Here is a 15,005-nt window from a genome sequence, read left to right as displayed (position 1 = left end):
CCCGCCCCCTCACGCGCATTTTTTAGTGTGTTTTGGGTGGGTTTGTTAATGCTTTAGCGTTAAAGGCTTGTTTACTATTTTTATATATTGTTTTTAAAGGTTTTTTATGGCTTTGGTTGGGAAAAAACGTAGCTTTGCGGAAGCTATTGTTGCCGCCAAGCCGGAGAGAATATCGAATCGGGCAGCGGCGTTGGAAATCGGCTGCAGTGAGAAGTGTGCGGCGGCTTCTGGGTCGCGCTGGGCGAAGGACGCGGATGTGCGCGCCTTTATCGCTTCCTGCTGGCCGGAATACTACAGCCCGCCGCAAGGGGAAAAACAGAATAGAACGGCAATCCAGAACGGGTTGCCGTTTTTTTGTGCCGATGATGTGGCCGCTTGGCTGCGCTATGCCAAGCCGGAAGAGTTGCAGGTGGTGGCAGAGGCGGTGCTGGCGGCGATGCCGGCGGCTTGGGGCATCACTGCGCCGAAAATCAAGGCGTGGTTGGCGCAGGCGGATACGGCAGACGCGCTGTTTTGCGAACTTGTGCAGGTGTTTTGCCGCCGGTTGGGGGCAACTACCGAGCCCCTGCAATATTGGGACAGCGTGCTGATCAACCCGCACGCCTCGCACAAAGAAAAACAGGCGGCAGCGGAAGCTAAGGCGAAATACACGATGGCCAAACCTGCCGCACAAAACAAGAAGGAAGCCGAACTGGAGCAGGCGCAGCGCTTGCGCTACGCTCGCCGCCCAACCGATGGCGGCGCTCCGCTGTTTGAAACGGGCGACGGGCCCGGCGAAGAGGCGGGCGGACAAGCCGCGCCGTTTAAAGGACGGGTGCCGGTATGGACGAATTAAAGTGGACAACCGCCCTACCGGACTGGGAGCGGCGCATTATGGCCGGCGAAAGCCTGGTGCCGGTGCGGCCGCTATATCCGGAAATGGCGAACCGAGCTGTGCAGTTTTTTGCCTCGCTGGTATTGCGGGATGTGCTAGGGCGGCCGCGTATCGGCGATGTAACCCGGCCGTGGGTGTATGACTTCGTGGGCGCGATTTTCGGCGCACATCACCCGACAACCTATCGGCGCGAAATCAACGATTTTTTCCTGTTGATTTCCAAGAAGAACGGCAAATCCACCATTGCCGCCGCCATTATGCTGACGGCAATGGATTTGGATGAGCGCGAAAGCTCGGAATATTTGATTTTGGCGCCGACTAAGGAGGTAGCAGATAACAGCTTCAAGCCGGCGTGGGACATGATCCGTTCCGACCCAGCGCTGACCGCTACCTACCACATCCAGCCGCACACGCGCACCATCACCAACCGGGTAACCCGTGCCACGCTGAAAGTGGTGGCGGCGGATGATAAAACCGTAGGCGGTTCGAAGGCGACGGGGATTTTGATTGACGAGCTGCACTTGTTCGGCAAGGTGGCCAATGCCGAATCCGTCATCACCGAAGCCACAGGCGGCTTGCTGTCGCGTATCGACGGCTTTGTGATCAAACTCTCGACCCAATCCACCGAGCCGCCGGCCGGGGTATTTAAGGCGGAGCTGGATTTGGCGCGTGATGTGCGCGACGGTAAGGTGGTAAACCCCAATTATCTACCGGTGCTGTACGAATTTCCGCGCGCCATGCTGGACAGCAAGGCTTACGAAAACCCGGACAATTTCCACATCACCAACCCGAATCTCGGAGCCAGCGTGGACGTGCGCACCCTGCTGACGCTGAAACAGAAGGCGGAAGCCAAGGGCGGCGAGGCGATTGCCGAGTTTTACGCCAAGCACCTGAATGTGGAAATCGGGCTGAACCTGCGCAACGACCGCTGGGTGGGTGCGGATTTCTGGGAGAGGCAGGCACGGCCGGAAATGGCCGGGCTGCCATACCTGCTAGCAAATTGCGATGTGGTAACGGCCGGCATCGACGGCGGCGGCATGGACGACCTGTTGGGCTTCGTGTTGCTGGGGCGGCTGAAGGCCGACCCGGAAAGCTGGCTGGTTTGGAGCCGGGCATGGGTAAACCGGGTGGTATTGGAGCGGCGCAAGCAAATTGCGCCGCTTTTGCTTGATTTCGAGCGGCAGGGCGATTTGCAGATTGTGGACGAATTCGGCCAAGAATACGAACAAATGGCCGCGCTGATTGCCGAAGTGCGCGATTGCGGGCAGCTCGGCGGCATCGGCATTGACCCGGCACGCAACAGCGTGATTTTGGATGCACTGAATCGGCACGGTTTCGCGGATAGCGATGCCACCGCTGTAAAACAGGGCTACCAGCTTACCAATGACATCAAAATGGCCGAGCAAAAGTTGGGCGAAGGGCGGTTGCTGCACGGCGGGCAGCCGCTGTTGGCATGGAGTATCGCCAACGCCAAAGCCGAACTGCGGGGCAATGCGGTGTACATCACCAAACAGGCGGCCGGGGTGGCGAAAATCGACCCGGTGATTGCGTTGTTTTGTGCGGTGAACATCATGCAAGACCCGAAATTGGGCATGGACAGCCCGGGGATTATCACACTATGAGACTTTTTAAATGGTTTTCAGGCAGCCAAAAAACCGAACCGCAGGCGGAGGGCAGTAATCCGTCTCCTGCCTCGGGTATCGTACCCGGCACGCCGGCCTATGCCTGGCTTACCGGTGGCGCGGCCGGCTATGGACGCCCCCTGTCGGAAACGACGGCACTGGCACAGGGCACGGTGTATGCCTGTGTGGGGCTGTTATCCGGGGCTCTGGCCTCCATGCCGCTGCACCTGTACCGCCACACCGCAGACGGCCGCGAACGGGTGCGCAACGATTTATGGCACATCTTAAACGAGCAGATGCAGACCCGCTGGACGGCGGCGCTGGGCTGGGAATTTGGTATGCAGTCGCTATTGCTGCACGGCGATGCGTTTTTCCGTATCGACCGCGTAAGTTTATACAGCAACCGCATTGCCGGCCTCACGCCGCTGCACCCGCTGGCGGTGGATGTACGCAAGCAGGATGGGCGGCTGCTGTATCTGTACAACGATGACGGGCAGATTCGGGTGTATGACCAAGATGATGTGCTGCACGTTCCCGGCTTGGGTTTTGATGGCAAGCGCGGTATGAGCCAAATCAGCTATGTGCTGCGCCAACCGGTAAACATTGCCAATGATGCAGGCAGTCAGGCCGGCGCGTTTTTGGGCGATGGGATGCGGCCAGATTTGGTACTGCAATCGCCGGCAGGAACGAAACTGTCCAACGAGCAAATCGACCAAGTGCGCCAGCAGTGGCATGCCCGCTACAGCGGCGTTTCCAACAGCGGTGCGCCGGTGGTGCTCACCGGCGGCATGGATTTGAAGCAGCTCACCATGACCGCCGTGGATGCGCAGCTGCTGGAAACGCGCAAACTGCAGGCGCACGAAATCGCGCAGATTTTCGGCGTGCCGCCGCACATGATCGGCATGACGGAGAAAACCACTTCGTGGGGTAGCGGGATTGAGCAAATGTCGCTGGGCTTCGTGAAATACACCATGCAGCGGCATTTGGTGAAGTTTGAGCAGGAAATCAACCGCAAGTGCAATGCGCTCAGCGGCCTGTTTTGCGAATTTAACACCAAGGGCATTGAGCGCGGCGACCTGAAGAGCCGCAACGAATCCTACCGCATTGCCTTGGGGCGCGCCGGCGAGCCGGGCTGGATGACGGTAAACGAGGTGCGCCGTGCGGAAAACCTGCCGCCTTTGGAGGGCGGCGATGTGCTTTTTAGAGGAACTCAAGATGAAGCAGAATCTGATGCGGCTGTTGGCGCGTAACCGCGGCCGCGGGCAGTTTGAAATCAAGGCCACCGCCGACGGCAAAGAGGCCACGGTGTATCTCTACGATGCCATCGTGGCCACCGATGAGGAGGCGGAATGGTACGGCGGCGTGTCGGCGCAATCGTTCGTAAAGCAGCTGGCCGGGCTGGACGCCGAAACCATCCACCTGCGCATCAATTCGCCCGGCGGCTCGGTGTTTGCCGGGCGGGCGATGGAAACCTCACTGCGTGAGCATTCGGCCAAGGTGATTGTACATGTGGACGGGCTGGCCGCCTCCGCCGCTTCGTTTGTGGCGCTGGCGGGCGATGAAATTGAGATGGCGCAAGGTGCGTTTTTCATGATTCACAAGGCTTGGACGCTGGCGTGGGGCAACGGCAACGATTTGCGCAAACAGGCAGACCTGCTGGACAAAGTGGACGGCTCGCTGGTGAAAACCTACCACGCACGCACTAGGCTGCCTGAAAGCGAGCTGGCCGAGATGATGGCGGCGGAAACGTGGCTAGATGCCGACGAGGCGGTGGCAAAAGGCTTTGCCGACCGTGTGGCAGAAGGCAGTGCGGCGCGAAACCGCTGGGATTTATCCGCCTACCAAAACGCCCCATCCGCACCCGTAGCCGACGACCAGCCGCCCCCAGCCGCCAAGGGTGAGCCGCCGGCCAAAACCGGACCGCAGCCCGACCGTGCCGCCTTGGCGCGGGCGGCGCAGGTAGCCATTTTGGGCACCGTAGCCGCCTGAAATGTTTTTATCGCAGTAACCACGCCGCAGCTGCGGCACTATTTTTTGAAAAGGAAATGCTAATGTCTCAACATATTCAAGCCCTGCGCGCCAAGCGCGACCAAACCGCCGCCCTGTTGCAAAACTTGGTGGATAAAGACAAAACCCCGGAATGGACTGCCGACCATCAGGCGCAGTATGACAAGGCGATGGCCGACATCGGCCAAATTGATGCCGAAATCAAACGCCACCACGATGCCATGAACGCCATCGGCGCAGGGGTGAGCGATGAAGACCGCAACCGCTTTACCTTGGACAACGGCCGCCAATCCGGCGACAACCAGCCGCTGCGCGCCTACCTGACCGGCGGCTTGCAGGCACTGACGGACGAGCAGCTGCAGGCGCATAACGCACGCCGTTCGCCGGATATTCAGGCGGCCATGTCCACCACCACTGGCAGCGAAGGCGGCTTTACCGTAGCCACTGAATACTACCGCGAATTGACCGAAGCAATGAAACAGACCGGTGGCATCCGCTCAGTGGCACGCATCCTGCAAACCAGCACCGGCGCACAAATGCTGTTTCCCACCGCCGACGCCACCAGCGAGGAAGGCGAGATTGTGGGGCAGAATGAGGCGGTAGCTACTGCTGACACCACTTTCGGCCAAACCAGCATTGATGTGTTCAAATACTCATCCAAAAATATGGCTCTGCCCTTTGAGCTGATTCAGGACAGTATGTTCGACATTGAGGCTTATATTCAGGCGCTGCTGGCACGCCGTATCGGCCGCATCACCGACAAGCATTTCACGGTGGGCACCGGTAGCGGCCAGCCAAAAGGGCTGATTACCGCCGCCACGGTGGGCAAGGCAGGTAAAACCGGCCAAGCCACCAGCATAACTTACGATGATTTGGTGGATTTGGAGCATTCGGTTGATCCGGCCTACCGCAACGGCGGTAAAGTGGGCTTTATGATGCATGATGCCACGCTGAAAGAGCTGCGCAAACTTAAAGACAGCGACGGCCGTCCAATTTTCGTGCCCGGCTACGAACAGGGCAACCCCGGCGGCGCACCTGACCGCCTGCTGAACCGCCCGATTTACATCAATCAGGCAATGGATCCGATGAAAGCCAATGCCAAATCAGTGGCTTTTGGCGATTTCTCCACCTACTTCATCCGCGAGGTGATGGATTTGACCCTGTTCCGTATGGCGGATTCCGCTTTCATCACGAAAGGGCAAATCGGCTTTGTCGCCTTCAACCGCCAAGGCGGCAATCTGATCGACGTAGGCGGCGCAGTGAAGCTGTATCAAAACAGCGCTAGCTAAATCAGACAAGGCGGGGCGACCCGCCTTTATTGGATCTTTTTTGGAGAACAAATCATGGCAAAACCAAAAGGAAATGCAGACAAGTCAGCAGAAAACAGTACATCGAACGATGCCGCCGCCACTCTGCCGCCCAGTGACGAAAACAGTCTAGTGGACAACGGTACGGCTCCGACCCCGCCGGCAGACGGTGGAGAAAATCCCGCTGCGACAGACGGTACAGAAAATCCACCAGAAAACCCGCCTGTTCCGCCGCCAAGCGAAACACCGCCGCAGGACGGATTGTCCGCCAGCGGTACAGTGCGGGCGCGGGTGATTTGCGCCGGCGCATTCGGCACGGTGGACGAAATCGTGGAAGTATCCGCCGAAGTGGCGGCACAAACGGACGAACTGGATGCCGACCCGGCGGCAGTCGCTTACGCGGAGAGCCTGCAACATGGCCTTGCTTGATTTGGTGAAGGCCCACCTGCGCATCGACGGCGACGAGCACGATACGCTGCTGCAACACCTGATTGCCTCGTCCACCGCCGAATGCCGCCGCTTTACCGGGCTGAAGGCCGATGCCGCCGAACTCTCCGAGCCGGACATCCAAACCGGCATCCTGCTGGCGGTGCAGGCCGATTTCGACGGCAATCCGGCGCAGCGCACGGTGTATTTGCGCGCGGCGCAGGCGTTGTGGACGCCGTTTTGCCGCCAGTTTGGTGTGTAAGTGGTATTCAGGCTACCTGAAAGCGGTTTCAGGTAGCCTGATGGTTTAGCCGGTGATGACGCGGCTGATGAGGTTATGCAGCTTGCCCACTTCGTTCAACACCCAATTCAAGGTGTTTTCGGAGATGCCGGGCAGCTCGTTGTAATCGCGCTTGCGCTCGTAGGCTTCGATCAGCACCTCGTGCAGCAGGGAAGCCATAAACAGCCCGCCCTTGGTGCGGCGCTCGTATTCGCCGCGATCCATTTTGGCATATTCGAAATCGGCCAGGATGGCATCGAGCATATCGCCGCCGTTGCCCGCCGAGAGCCAGCGGAAATGATGCTGCAGTTCGTCGCTGCCGCTGCAGCTTTCGGCCTGCCCTGCCACCATCGGCAGCCCGGCGGCGGTTTGCGTTTTGCGGTGCAGCCGCCGGATCATGCCCACCAGCTCGTGATAGGTGGCTTCATACGGCAGCTTGCCGAAGGTGTCGATAAAGAAGCGCTCCACATTGCCGTCGCACCAGTTGTGGATTTCCTTTAAGCGGTCGCACAGCATGAGCAGCACTTGTTGCAGTTCTTCGCGGGTGGGCAGTTCGGTCACCACGGCGGGCAGCGCCACGGCGGGCGGCTGTTTGGGCTGCATAAAATGCGCGGCGAGCACTTGGAAGCATTCGCGCTGGTATTGCAGCAGGCGTTCGCGGATTTGCGGTTTCACGCGGCGGGCATCGACGCCGAACAGCCAGCCGTTGAGGTATTCCAGCGGCAGGCAGAGGGTTTCTTGTTTGCCACCGTTTGAAGGGGTGGTCATCATAACCACACCTTGTGCCATGACGCTGTTCCGCATGATGCGTTGCCGTTGGGCGCGCCAATCCAAGCCGATATTTTCACAAATCGGCTTCATGGCAACGTAGTGCTGGTGGTTTTGGGTGAATACGGGGATGGTTTGACCGTGGAACGGGATAGATTGAGGGTGAGCCATAATAGTTTCCTTTGTCTTAATTTCGAAGTTGCCCCGGAAAGGGGCGGCCGCGAGGTTCGAAAACCTAGACAAAGAGGCCGGCGTTATTCCCTGCCAAGGCAGGTATTGTATTCCGCACCCTCGCGGCCATAGGAAACTTGGCTGTAACAAATCAACAACACGGGAGCCGTGAATCTTATGGACGTAAAAATATCGCGGTAACGGTGCGATGCCGTTTGTCTTGAGGTTTTCGACGCCTCGTGGGCGGGAATATAGCGCCGCTGTCGGGATGAAGTCAAGAGTGATGATAAGTTGAAGTCTTGGCGATGTTCTTTTCTACTGATATTGTTAATTTCCTTTAACAATATCCATTAAGGAGAGGCTTATGACTGCGCCATCATCACTAGAGATTGAAAATATTACATTAACTGTAAAACTAGGCATGGCAACCGATGCGCTACGCTATATTTGCGCAATCTTGTCTGATATACCGACTGCTGCCGAGTTTGTCTCGGAAGGATTGCCGATTTTAGCTCAGTCGCAAATTGATCAAATACATGAGAGTCTAGCTTCCAACCATGAATATAGGGAAGAATTGATTGAGTTTGTTCAAGACCTCTATATAAAAATACATGATGATTTGGGTTTTCCAGTAGAGGATTGATTTATTTTATAGATTACAGGCTACCTGAAATTCAGGTGGCCTTTTTGTTGGAGGCAGGAAATGCGGGCAGGCGAGCTGAACACACGGGTTACGGTGCAGCGCAAGGTGAAAACGGCCGATACAAGCGGCGCCACGGTGTGGGATTGGCAGGATGTGCGGCAGCTGTGGGCCAACGTACGCCTTGTTTCCGGACTGGCCAAATTGAAGGCGGATCAGGAAATCAGCGTGGTGCGCACCAGCGTGCGTATCCGTTTCCGGCGCGATATTGACCACACAATGCGGCTGAAGCTGCCGAACGGGGCGATATACGACATCAAAGCCGTGCTGCCGGACGAGGAAAAACGGCGCTTCGTGGATTTGGTGTGTGAGAAGGCGGAATAAATGCTGGAATTGGATGTGGACTTATCGGCAGCACTGGGACAGCTGGACGGCATCGCGGAGCGGGTGGGACAAGAGTTGCGCCCGGCTACGCTGGCCGGTGCGATGCTGGTGCGGCGCGAAGCGGAGGAGCGGGCGCCAAGGAGTGAGGCGGCGCACTGGTTTTACAGCCGGCGGCACAAAGACGGCTCGCCGGGGCGCAAATACCTGTTTGAGCCGGGCAGCCTGAAAAAGGCCATCTATATCCGGCACATCGACGAAAACAGCCTGAACGGGCAGAGAGAGGAATACAAAATCGGCTGGCGTAAAAACCCGTCGAATAAAGGCTATGTGCCCTATGCGCACATGGTGGAATACGGCACGGTGCGCACGCCGGCCCAGCCGTTTCTGCGCCCGGCGTTTGATGCCATGCGCAAGCAGGCGGAACAGCTGATTATCGAACGCATTAAGGAGGCGGTTCGTGGAAAAGACCATTATTGATGCCATCCGCTCGCCGCTGCCGACGGTAGAGGTGTATCACGATTTTGCTCCGGATAACGCAGGCAATCCATTGGTGATACTGCAGCGGGTGGGCGGCGCCGGCAATCTGTTTATGGACAACAGAACACCAGGCGGCTACCAAATCCGTCTACAGGTGACGGTGTGGGCACAGACGCGGCTGGAAGCAGTGTCGCTGTCGCTGCGCATCGAGCAGGCGCTTGCCGCCCTGCCGGGCGTGGCACCGATTGGTGCGGCGCAGGCGGATTACGATACGGAAACCGGACTGCGCGGGATGCGGCAGGATTTTTATGTAATGGGGTAGCGGCGCGAAGCCGCTTTTTGTTTGGCCGTCTGCGCCCGCAGGCGGCTTTTTTGTGCCCGTTGGGGCATTTTTTATGGAGTAGTGAATTATGGCTATGAATTTGCCGAACGGTTCGACCGTATTTATCGCAACCGAAATGGAAGCGGAAAAATCCTTTACCGGCGCCAGCAATGCGGACGAATGCGTGCTGACTTCCCCAGCACACGGCCTGCAAAACGGCGATTACATCTTAGTGACCAGCGGCTGGGGCGATTTGAACGGCTGCGTATTCAAAGTGGGCGGCGTGGACACCGACAGCGTGAAGCTGATCGGCATCGACACTACCGATTTAAACCGCTTTCCGGCGGGCAGCGGTGGCGGCACGTTGAGCAAGATTAAAACCTGGCAGCAGCTGCTGCAGATTTTGGAATATTCCACCTCCGGCGGCGAGCAGCAGTATTACGACTATGCCTTTATGGAGGATGGGATTTCGCGCCAGCTGCCGACCACGGTATCGGCTACGCAGATCAATATCGCCCTTGGCGACGACCCGACCCTGCCCGGCTACCAAGCAGCGGTGAAAGCGAGCCGTGCGGGCAAACAGGTGCCGCTGCGCCTGAACCTGAAAAACGGCAGCGTGGTGGTGTACAACGGCTATCTCTCGGTAAACGAGACGCCGACTACCACCATGAACGAGGGCATGAAGATTCAGGCTTCCTACGCCATGAACGGCCGCCCCAACCGCTATCTCGGCTAAGGAGGGCTGAAACATGGCAAGCAAACTGAAACTGCAACCGCATCCGACTTTTAAATGCAAGGTGGATATTCCGGTGCCGGGTGCTGGAGTGGTGGAAGCGGTATTTGAGTTCAAACATAAGGGGTTGAACGAATTAGAACGGTTTTGGGCGGACAACGTGGACAACCCAGACCCTAAAGTAGCGGAAGCCTTGGTGGTTGGCTGGGAATTGGAAGATGAATTCACGACTGACAACTTACGCACGCTGCTGGATAACTATCCCGGCGCGGCACGCGCGCTGATTTCTGCCTACAGCGAAGAGCTGATTACCGCCCGCCGGGGAAACTGATTGCCGCCGCCCGCGCCCTGTATCGGCCGGAAGCCTCCGAAACGGAAATGGCGGCTTTCGGCCTCACGCCGGAGGATTTCGGCGAAGAGGATGCGGTGCAGGTATGGCCGGATTGTTGGGCGGCGGTTCAGCTGTTTGCGGCGGTATCCACCCAATGGCGGGTGAGTATGGCTGGGGCTTACGGGCTGGACTACGGCGCACTGTTCGACGTGATGCGCTCGTGGGGCATCCGCAAGAAAAAACGGGCGGAAATGCTGCACGATATTAGGGTGATGGAGCAGGCGGTATTGGATATGTGGCAGGAGGGTAAAAATGGCTGATTCAGTAGTAACCATCGGCGCGGAAGTGTCCGGCCTGAAGTCCGGGGTGGAAGAGGCTAAGGTATCGTTGCGCTCGCTGGCAGATACGGCAGAAAAAGCCGGCCGCCGTGGTGCGGACGGTTTGGGCGCAGTGGGGGTTGGTGCGGCCGATGCGGCTAAAGAGGTAGAGCGCGCCAACAAACGCCGTGAACGCTCCTACACTTCGCTGGAAAACGCCATCAAACGCGATATTGCTGCCATGCAGGCGGGTGGCAAGGCCAGCCGTGCTTACTACGAGACTTTGGCGGGGCAGCGCGGTTTGGATAAAGCCCGGCTGACGCCGCTGCTGCATGATTTGGAGCGGGCGCGCGAACTGCATTTAGCCAATATCGCGGCCGCCCGCCGGCACAGGCAGATGGTGGGCAATATCACGCTCGGGCAATACAACAACGCCCTGCGGCAGGTGCCGGCCCAGTTTACCGACGTTGTGACCCAGTTAGCGGGCGGGCAAAACCCGCTGCTGATTGCGTTGCAGCAAGGCGGACAACTGCGCGACAGCTTCGGCGGCTTCGGCACGATGTTTCGCGGGCTGGCCGCTTCGGTATCGGTAGGAAAGCTGGCGGTATTGGGCTTCGGCGGCGCAGTGGCCGGGCTGACCTATGCCATGCGCGCGGGCAGTGAGGAAGGGCGCGAATACCAAAAGGCGGTGATTTTTTCCGGCGACAGCGCCGGGCTGACCGCCGGGCAATTGGCTGATTTGGCCTTAGCCGTAGGCAAGGTAAGCGGGCGCTATAGTGAGGCGCGCGCGGCGGTGGTGCAGTTTGTGACCGGCGGGCGGGTGGCGGCGGATGATTTCGCGCAGTTTACCCAATCGGTGGTGTTGCAATCGCAAGCCACCGGCAAATCGGTGGAGGATTTGGCGGCCAAATACGTGGAAATCGCCAATGACCCGCTGAAAGCGGTGCTGCAGCTGTCGCGCACTTACCAAAGCATGACGGCCGATGTGTATGCCCAGGTGAAAGCCTTGCAAGACCAAGGGCGCGAGCAAGATGCCATCCGGTTGGTGCAGGGTAAATATGCTACTGAATCAGAGGATATGTCACGCCGGGTGGTGCAAAACCTCGGCGCGATTGAAAAGGCGTGGCTGGGGATTAAGAACGCTGCCTCCGGCGCTTGGGAGGAAATGAAAAGCATCGGCCGCGAAAAATCGCTGCAAGAGCAGATTGACGTGGTAAACCAACGCATCCGGATGCGGGAAGAAGAACGGGATAACCACCCCGGCCGTTTTTCTGCCTACGATGCCAAGCAGCTTGAGACAGACAAGCTGACCCGCGATCGTTTAACTCGGGAGCGGAATTTTGAGGCGGCACAAGCCAAACAGCGGCAGGAAGAAGCGCAGAAACGCCGCCGCAGTGTGGAGATTTTAGATGAAACCAACCGTGCATACGAACGCAACCGGACCGCACGCGAAGAAGAAACAAGTGAAATCAACAGACTAAGAGGAAATCTAGCTGAATTTAAAGCTGACCGCCGTAATTCGCCGGCGCAGGTGCGACAGATGGAGCAGCAGACGGCGCGCCTGATTGCCGCCGCCCAACAGAAACGTGCGCAGGCAGAACAGCGCGAGCAGCGGCGCAGCCGGCCGCGTGGCGAGCGCAACCAGTTTGCCACCACGGCGCAGGGGTTGCGGCTGAAACCATCGGCCATCGGCACGGTGAACGGGCAGGCGCGCTATGTGGCGCCGGGCACGTTTGCCGCCGCGCAGGCGATGCAGCAGCTGCTCGGCAACAAATTGGTGCATTTCTCGGCTTTTAACGACGATTACCACCATTCCGAAGCCTATTTCCGGCGCAAGGGCAACCGCAGCTCCGGCACGCACGGGGCGGGCTTGGCTTTTGATTTCTCCATCCGCGACCCGCGCAAATCGGAGGAAGTGGAACGGCAAATCCGGGCGTATTTCCGCGAGCTTGGTTTGTCGGAAAAAGATTTCACGCTGATCAACGAATACAAGCGGCCGAGTGCGGGGGCGAACGGCGGGCATTTCCATTTGAACTGGAATAATGCCCGTATTGCCGCGCAATTTGCCGGCGGGTTGGACGGCCGCGCCAAGGCGTTTGCTCACGGCGGGCTGTTTGCCGAGGCGGAAAAGGCCGCCACTCCCTACGAACGGATGCTGGCCCGGCTGACACAGCAGACGGAAAAGGCCAACCTGCAGGCGCGGTTATGGTCGGAAAACCTGGGCAAATCGTTCAGCCACCAGCTGGAATTGCTCGCCAGCCCGGAATATCAGCAATTCAGCGCCACCGAGAAGGAAACGCTGCTGGCTTTGGCGCAAAAGGCCGATGCGCAGGAGCGGGTGAACAGCGTGACCGAGAGATATAACACGCTGATTCAAACGCTGGCACTGGAAACCAATAAAGGTTTTGAAGATAAGGCGTTTGAATTGTCGCTTACCGGCAAAACTGCCGATGAAATCGACCGGTTACGGTTGGCACGGGAATACGACCTGAAAGTTCAGCAGGCAATCGCCGACGGCGCCAGCCCGGAAATTGTGGACGGGCTGCGCCAGCAGAAAGATGCGGCGGAAGCGGCACGCAAGGAGTTTCAGCAGCTGCGCCGGGCGCAGAGTGACGACTGGATGGCCGGCATCAATGACGGCTTCGTGCGCTATGCGGATTCCTTTAAAGGGATGCGTGAGGAAATGGCGGACGGGGTAACCGATTCGCTGGGCAGGATGTCGGATGCGCTGGGAACCTTTGTGGCTACCGGCAAGCTGGATTTCCGCGATTTCACGGTGTCGGTGCTGCAGGATTTATCCAAAATGCTGATTAAGATGGCGATTCTAAATGCCATGAAATCGGCATTTGGCAGCTATGCCGACGGCGGGGTGGTGAAAGACCTTAAGGGCGGTTTGAAAAGCTTGGCGGTTGGCGGCTACACCGGCGCCGGCGGCAAGTACGAACCGGCCGGCATCGTGCATCGCGGCGAGGTGGTGTTTTCGCAAGCTGATGTGCGCCGTTTCGGCGGGGTGCATAGGGTGGAGGCGGCGCGCTTGCGCGGCTATGCCGACGGCGGCGTGGTGGGGATGACACCGGCGCTGGCGGCGGCAGTGTCCGGCGGCGGTCAGCAAAACAATATGCAGGTGAGCATTGTGATCAACCAAGACGGCAGCAGCGAAGCAGGCAGCCAAGGCAACAGCGAAATGGCTAAAGCGTTGGCGGTGGCGCTGCCGGGCATGATTGAACAATGGTATATGGATAACGTGGCCCGTGTGGGCGGCCGTTATCACCGGAGTAATTAAGATGGCGATTGAAACATTCGGCTGGCCGGTGGAGGCCAAGCTCACAGCGGAGCATAAATTTGCCGTTCGCACGGTAAAATTTGGCGAAGGCTACGAGCAGCGGCAGGCACTTTCGCTGCGGCCAAAGCTGCAAACTTGGGAAGTAACCTTGGGCGGGCTGCCGGAAACGCTCTCGCAAGTGCGGGCGTTTTTGGATGCCCATACCGGGGTGCGGGTGTTTTATTGGACGCCGCCGGGGCGGGATAAGCTGCTGGTTAAGGTGGCGGCATACCGCGAAGAGCACCACGGCGGCCGGGTGTGGCAGTTGTCGTGGCGGTTTGAAGAGGTGCTCGCATGAATCCGCGCATGAAGCAGTTGTCGATTCCGATGCTGCGGGCGCTTTCGGCGGCCGAGCAGGGGGTGTTGGTGGATTTGTGGGAGCTGGATTTGCGGCCGTTGGGCGGCGAAATCCTGCGCTACTGCAATTTGTTGAACGAGCTCTCGCAGCCGGTAGTATGGAAGGGGCAGACTTATCAGGGTTTGCCGATTCAGGCCGACGGCTTTGAATCGAGCGGACAAGGGGCGGGCAACCGGCCCAAGGTTACGCTGGCCAACGTGTACGGCACGGTTACCGGCTTATCCGAGCAGTTCGGCCAGCTTATCGGCGCAGAAGTGTGGAGGAGGCAAACTTATGCCCGCTTTTTGGATGCTGCCAACTTCGCGCTGGGCAACCCGCAGGCCGACCCGGCGCAGGAAATTGTGAGCAAATATCTGGTGGAGCGGATGGTATCGCTTACCGCCGATTCGGCACAGTTCGAGCTGGCGGCACCATCGGAAGCAGATGGGGCAGTGATTCCGGCACGGCTGATGCTGCACGATTACTGCCCGTTTGATTATCGCGGCGAAGCTTGCGGCTATCGGGGCAAACCGGTAGCCGACCGCTTCGATATACCCACCGCCGATCCGGAAAAAGACGAATGCAGCCGCAAGCTGCAGGGCTGCAAGGCACGCTTCGGCGAGACTGCCGCCCTGCCCTTCGGCGGCTGGGTGGGGGTGGATAAAACTTTGAGCTCCTCTTGAGGCT

18 protein-coding genes are annotated in these 15,005 nt (G+C 58.6%); 17 read left to right on the top strand and 1 reads right to left on the bottom strand.

Annotated elements, in window-relative coordinates:
* The first annotated feature begins 106 nt into the window (after positions 1-106).
* The 7 genes from EZJ17_RS09795 (at position 107) to EZJ17_RS09765 (ending at position 6,498) form a co-directional block, all read left to right on the top strand.
* The gene (locus EZJ17_RS09795; RefSeq protein ID WP_151086522.1) at positions 107-835 is read left to right on the top strand and encodes a hypothetical protein; all 729 of its coding nucleotides are present in this window, start codon (positions 107-109) and stop codon (positions 833-835) included.
* Positions 823-2,496 carry a terminase large subunit gene (locus EZJ17_RS09790; protein ID WP_151086520.1) on the top strand — a complete coding sequence of 558 codons (1,674 nt, stop codon included), beginning with the start codon at positions 823-825 and terminating at the stop codon, positions 2,494-2,496. The genes EZJ17_RS09795 and EZJ17_RS09790 overlap by 13 nt, the downstream gene beginning before the upstream one ends.
* Positions 2,493-3,746: a phage portal protein gene (locus EZJ17_RS09785; RefSeq protein ID WP_151086518.1), complete on the top strand. Its 1,254-nt coding sequence runs from the start codon at positions 2,493-2,495 to the stop codon at positions 3,744-3,746. Before EZJ17_RS09790 ends, EZJ17_RS09785 begins: the two co-directional genes overlap by 4 nt.
* Complete coding sequence (locus tag EZJ17_RS09780) at positions 3,712-4,485, top strand: head maturation protease, ClpP-related (protein WP_151086516.1); 774 nt, start codon at positions 3,712-3,714, stop codon at positions 4,483-4,485. Before EZJ17_RS09785 ends, EZJ17_RS09780 begins: the two co-directional genes overlap by 35 nt.
* 62 nt (positions 4,486-4,547) lie before the next feature.
* The gene (locus EZJ17_RS09775; protein WP_067442237.1) at positions 4,548-5,792 is read left to right on the top strand and encodes a phage major capsid protein; all 1,245 of its coding nucleotides are present in this window, start codon (positions 4,548-4,550) and stop codon (positions 5,790-5,792) included.
* Between the two features lie 54 nt (positions 5,793-5,846).
* Positions 5,847-6,239 carry a hypothetical protein gene (locus EZJ17_RS09770; RefSeq protein ID WP_151086513.1) on the top strand — a complete coding sequence of 131 codons (393 nt, stop codon included), beginning with the start codon at positions 5,847-5,849 and terminating at the stop codon, positions 6,237-6,239.
* Positions 6,226-6,498, top strand: a complete 273-nt coding sequence (locus EZJ17_RS09765; protein ID WP_064084338.1) for a head-tail connector protein — start codon at positions 6,226-6,228, stop codon at positions 6,496-6,498. The genes EZJ17_RS09770 and EZJ17_RS09765 overlap by 14 nt, the downstream gene beginning before the upstream one ends.
* Before the next feature lie 45 nt (positions 6,499-6,543).
* Here EZJ17_RS09765 and EZJ17_RS09760 read toward each other — a convergent pair whose 3' ends face one another.
* Positions 6,544-7,455, bottom strand: coding sequence for a phage antirepressor N-terminal domain-containing protein (locus EZJ17_RS09760; RefSeq protein WP_151086509.1), 912 nt, complete (start codon positions 7,453-7,455; stop codon positions 6,544-6,546).
* A gap of 364 nt (positions 7,456-7,819) precedes the next feature.
* Here EZJ17_RS09760 and EZJ17_RS09755 point away from each other — a divergent pair, with 364 nt between their 5' ends.
* The 10 genes from EZJ17_RS09755 (at position 7,820) to EZJ17_RS09710 (ending at position 15,001) form a co-directional block, all read left to right on the top strand.
* Positions 7,820-8,098, top strand: coding sequence for a hypothetical protein (locus EZJ17_RS09755; protein WP_067448249.1), 279 nt, complete (start codon positions 7,820-7,822; stop codon positions 8,096-8,098).
* Positions 8,099-8,158: 60 nt separating this feature from the next.
* On the top strand, positions 8,159-8,479 hold the full coding sequence (locus tag EZJ17_RS09750) for a phage head closure protein (protein WP_151086507.1): 321 nt from the start codon (positions 8,159-8,161) through the stop codon (positions 8,477-8,479).
* Positions 8,480-8,956 carry an HK97-gp10 family putative phage morphogenesis protein gene (locus EZJ17_RS09745; RefSeq protein WP_067442229.1) on the top strand — a complete coding sequence of 159 codons (477 nt, stop codon included), beginning with the start codon at positions 8,480-8,482 and terminating at the stop codon, positions 8,954-8,956. It abuts the gene before it with no gap.
* A complete protein-coding gene (gp17, locus tag EZJ17_RS09740) occupies positions 8,937-9,278 on the top strand; it encodes a tail completion protein gp17 (protein ID WP_067448243.1) in 342 nt (113 codons plus the stop codon). The genes EZJ17_RS09745 and gp17 overlap by 20 nt, the downstream gene beginning before the upstream one ends.
* 88 nt (positions 9,279-9,366) lie before the next feature.
* Positions 9,367-10,014 carry a phage tail protein gene (locus EZJ17_RS09735; RefSeq protein ID WP_067442227.1) on the top strand — a complete coding sequence of 216 codons (648 nt, stop codon included), beginning with the start codon at positions 9,367-9,369 and terminating at the stop codon, positions 10,012-10,014.
* Between the two features lie 13 nt (positions 10,015-10,027).
* Positions 10,028-10,342: a phage tail assembly chaperone gene (locus tag EZJ17_RS09730; RefSeq protein WP_067442225.1), complete on the top strand. Its 315-nt coding sequence runs from the start codon at positions 10,028-10,030 to the stop codon at positions 10,340-10,342.
* A 47-nt stretch (positions 10,343-10,389) separates the two neighbouring features.
* A complete protein-coding gene (locus tag EZJ17_RS09725; RefSeq protein ID WP_067442223.1) occupies positions 10,390-10,662 on the top strand; it encodes a DUF1799 domain-containing protein in 273 nt (90 codons plus the stop codon).
* Positions 10,655-13,942 (top strand): phage tail length tape measure family protein, encoded by a 3,288-nt coding sequence (locus EZJ17_RS09720; protein WP_151086505.1) that lies wholly within the window; start codon positions 10,655-10,657, stop codon positions 13,940-13,942. Before EZJ17_RS09725 ends, EZJ17_RS09720 begins: the two co-directional genes overlap by 8 nt.
* Before the next feature lies 1 nt (position 13,943).
* Positions 13,944-14,279 carry a phage tail protein gene (locus EZJ17_RS09715; RefSeq protein ID WP_067442220.1) on the top strand — a complete coding sequence of 112 codons (336 nt, stop codon included), beginning with the start codon at positions 13,944-13,946 and terminating at the stop codon, positions 14,277-14,279.
* Complete coding sequence (locus tag EZJ17_RS09710; RefSeq protein WP_151086502.1) at positions 14,276-15,001, top strand: phage minor tail protein L; 726 nt, start codon at positions 14,276-14,278, stop codon at positions 14,999-15,001. The genes EZJ17_RS09715 and EZJ17_RS09710 overlap by 4 nt, the downstream gene beginning before the upstream one ends.
* Positions 15,002-15,005: the final 4 nt, after the last annotated feature.

The sequence above is a fragment of the Eikenella exigua genome (assembly GCF_008805035.1).
Classification (GTDB): domain Bacteria; phylum Pseudomonadota; class Gammaproteobacteria; order Burkholderiales; family Neisseriaceae; genus Eikenella; species Eikenella exigua.
Note: the sequence above shows the minus strand (reverse complement) of the source record. Positions and strands in the feature narration are given on the sequence as shown.

Bases quoted from the DNA above. Each gene is read 5' to 3' on its own strand.
- EZJ17_RS09735 (WP_067442227.1), top strand. From the start codon at position 9,367: ATGGCTATGAATTTGCCGAACGGTTCGACCGTATTTATCGCAACCGAA.
- EZJ17_RS09745 (WP_067442229.1), top strand. From the start codon at position 8,480: ATGCTGGAATTGGATGTGGACTTATCGGCAGCACTGGGACAGCTGGAC.
- EZJ17_RS09725 (WP_067442223.1), top strand. From the start codon at position 10,390: ATGGCGGCTTTCGGCCTCACGCCGGAGGATTTCGGCGAAGAGGATGCG.
- EZJ17_RS09710 (WP_151086502.1), top strand. From the start codon at position 14,276: ATGAATCCGCGCATGAAGCAGTTGTCGATTCCGATGCTGCGGGCGCTT.
- EZJ17_RS09785 (WP_151086518.1), top strand. From the start codon at position 2,493: ATGAGACTTTTTAAATGGTTTTCAGGCAGCCAAAAAACCGAACCGCAG.
- EZJ17_RS09755 (WP_067448249.1), top strand. From the start codon at position 7,820: ATGACTGCGCCATCATCACTAGAGATTGAAAATATTACATTAACTGTA.
- EZJ17_RS09770 (WP_151086513.1), top strand. From the start codon at position 5,847: ATGGCAAAACCAAAAGGAAATGCAGACAAGTCAGCAGAAAACAGTACA.
- EZJ17_RS09775 (WP_067442237.1), top strand. From the start codon at position 4,548: ATGTCTCAACATATTCAAGCCCTGCGCGCCAAGCGCGACCAAACCGCC.
- EZJ17_RS09730 (WP_067442225.1), top strand. From the start codon at position 10,028: ATGGCAAGCAAACTGAAACTGCAACCGCATCCGACTTTTAAATGCAAG.
- EZJ17_RS09760 (WP_151086509.1), bottom strand. From the start codon at position 7,455: ATGGCTCACCCTCAATCTATCCCGTTCCACGGTCAAACCATCCCCGTA.
- EZJ17_RS09790 (WP_151086520.1), top strand. From the start codon at position 823: ATGGACGAATTAAAGTGGACAACCGCCCTACCGGACTGGGAGCGGCGC.
- EZJ17_RS09765 (WP_064084338.1), top strand. From the start codon at position 6,226: ATGGCCTTGCTTGATTTGGTGAAGGCCCACCTGCGCATCGACGGCGAC.
- EZJ17_RS09715 (WP_067442220.1), top strand. From the start codon at position 13,944: ATGGCGATTGAAACATTCGGCTGGCCGGTGGAGGCCAAGCTCACAGCG.
- EZJ17_RS09720 (WP_151086505.1), top strand. From the start codon at position 10,655: ATGGCTGATTCAGTAGTAACCATCGGCGCGGAAGTGTCCGGCCTGAAG.
- EZJ17_RS09780 (WP_151086516.1), top strand. From the start codon at position 3,712: ATGAAGCAGAATCTGATGCGGCTGTTGGCGCGTAACCGCGGCCGCGGG.
- EZJ17_RS09795 (WP_151086522.1), top strand. From the start codon at position 107: ATGGCTTTGGTTGGGAAAAAACGTAGCTTTGCGGAAGCTATTGTTGCC.
- EZJ17_RS09750 (WP_151086507.1), top strand. From the start codon at position 8,159: ATGCGGGCAGGCGAGCTGAACACACGGGTTACGGTGCAGCGCAAGGTG.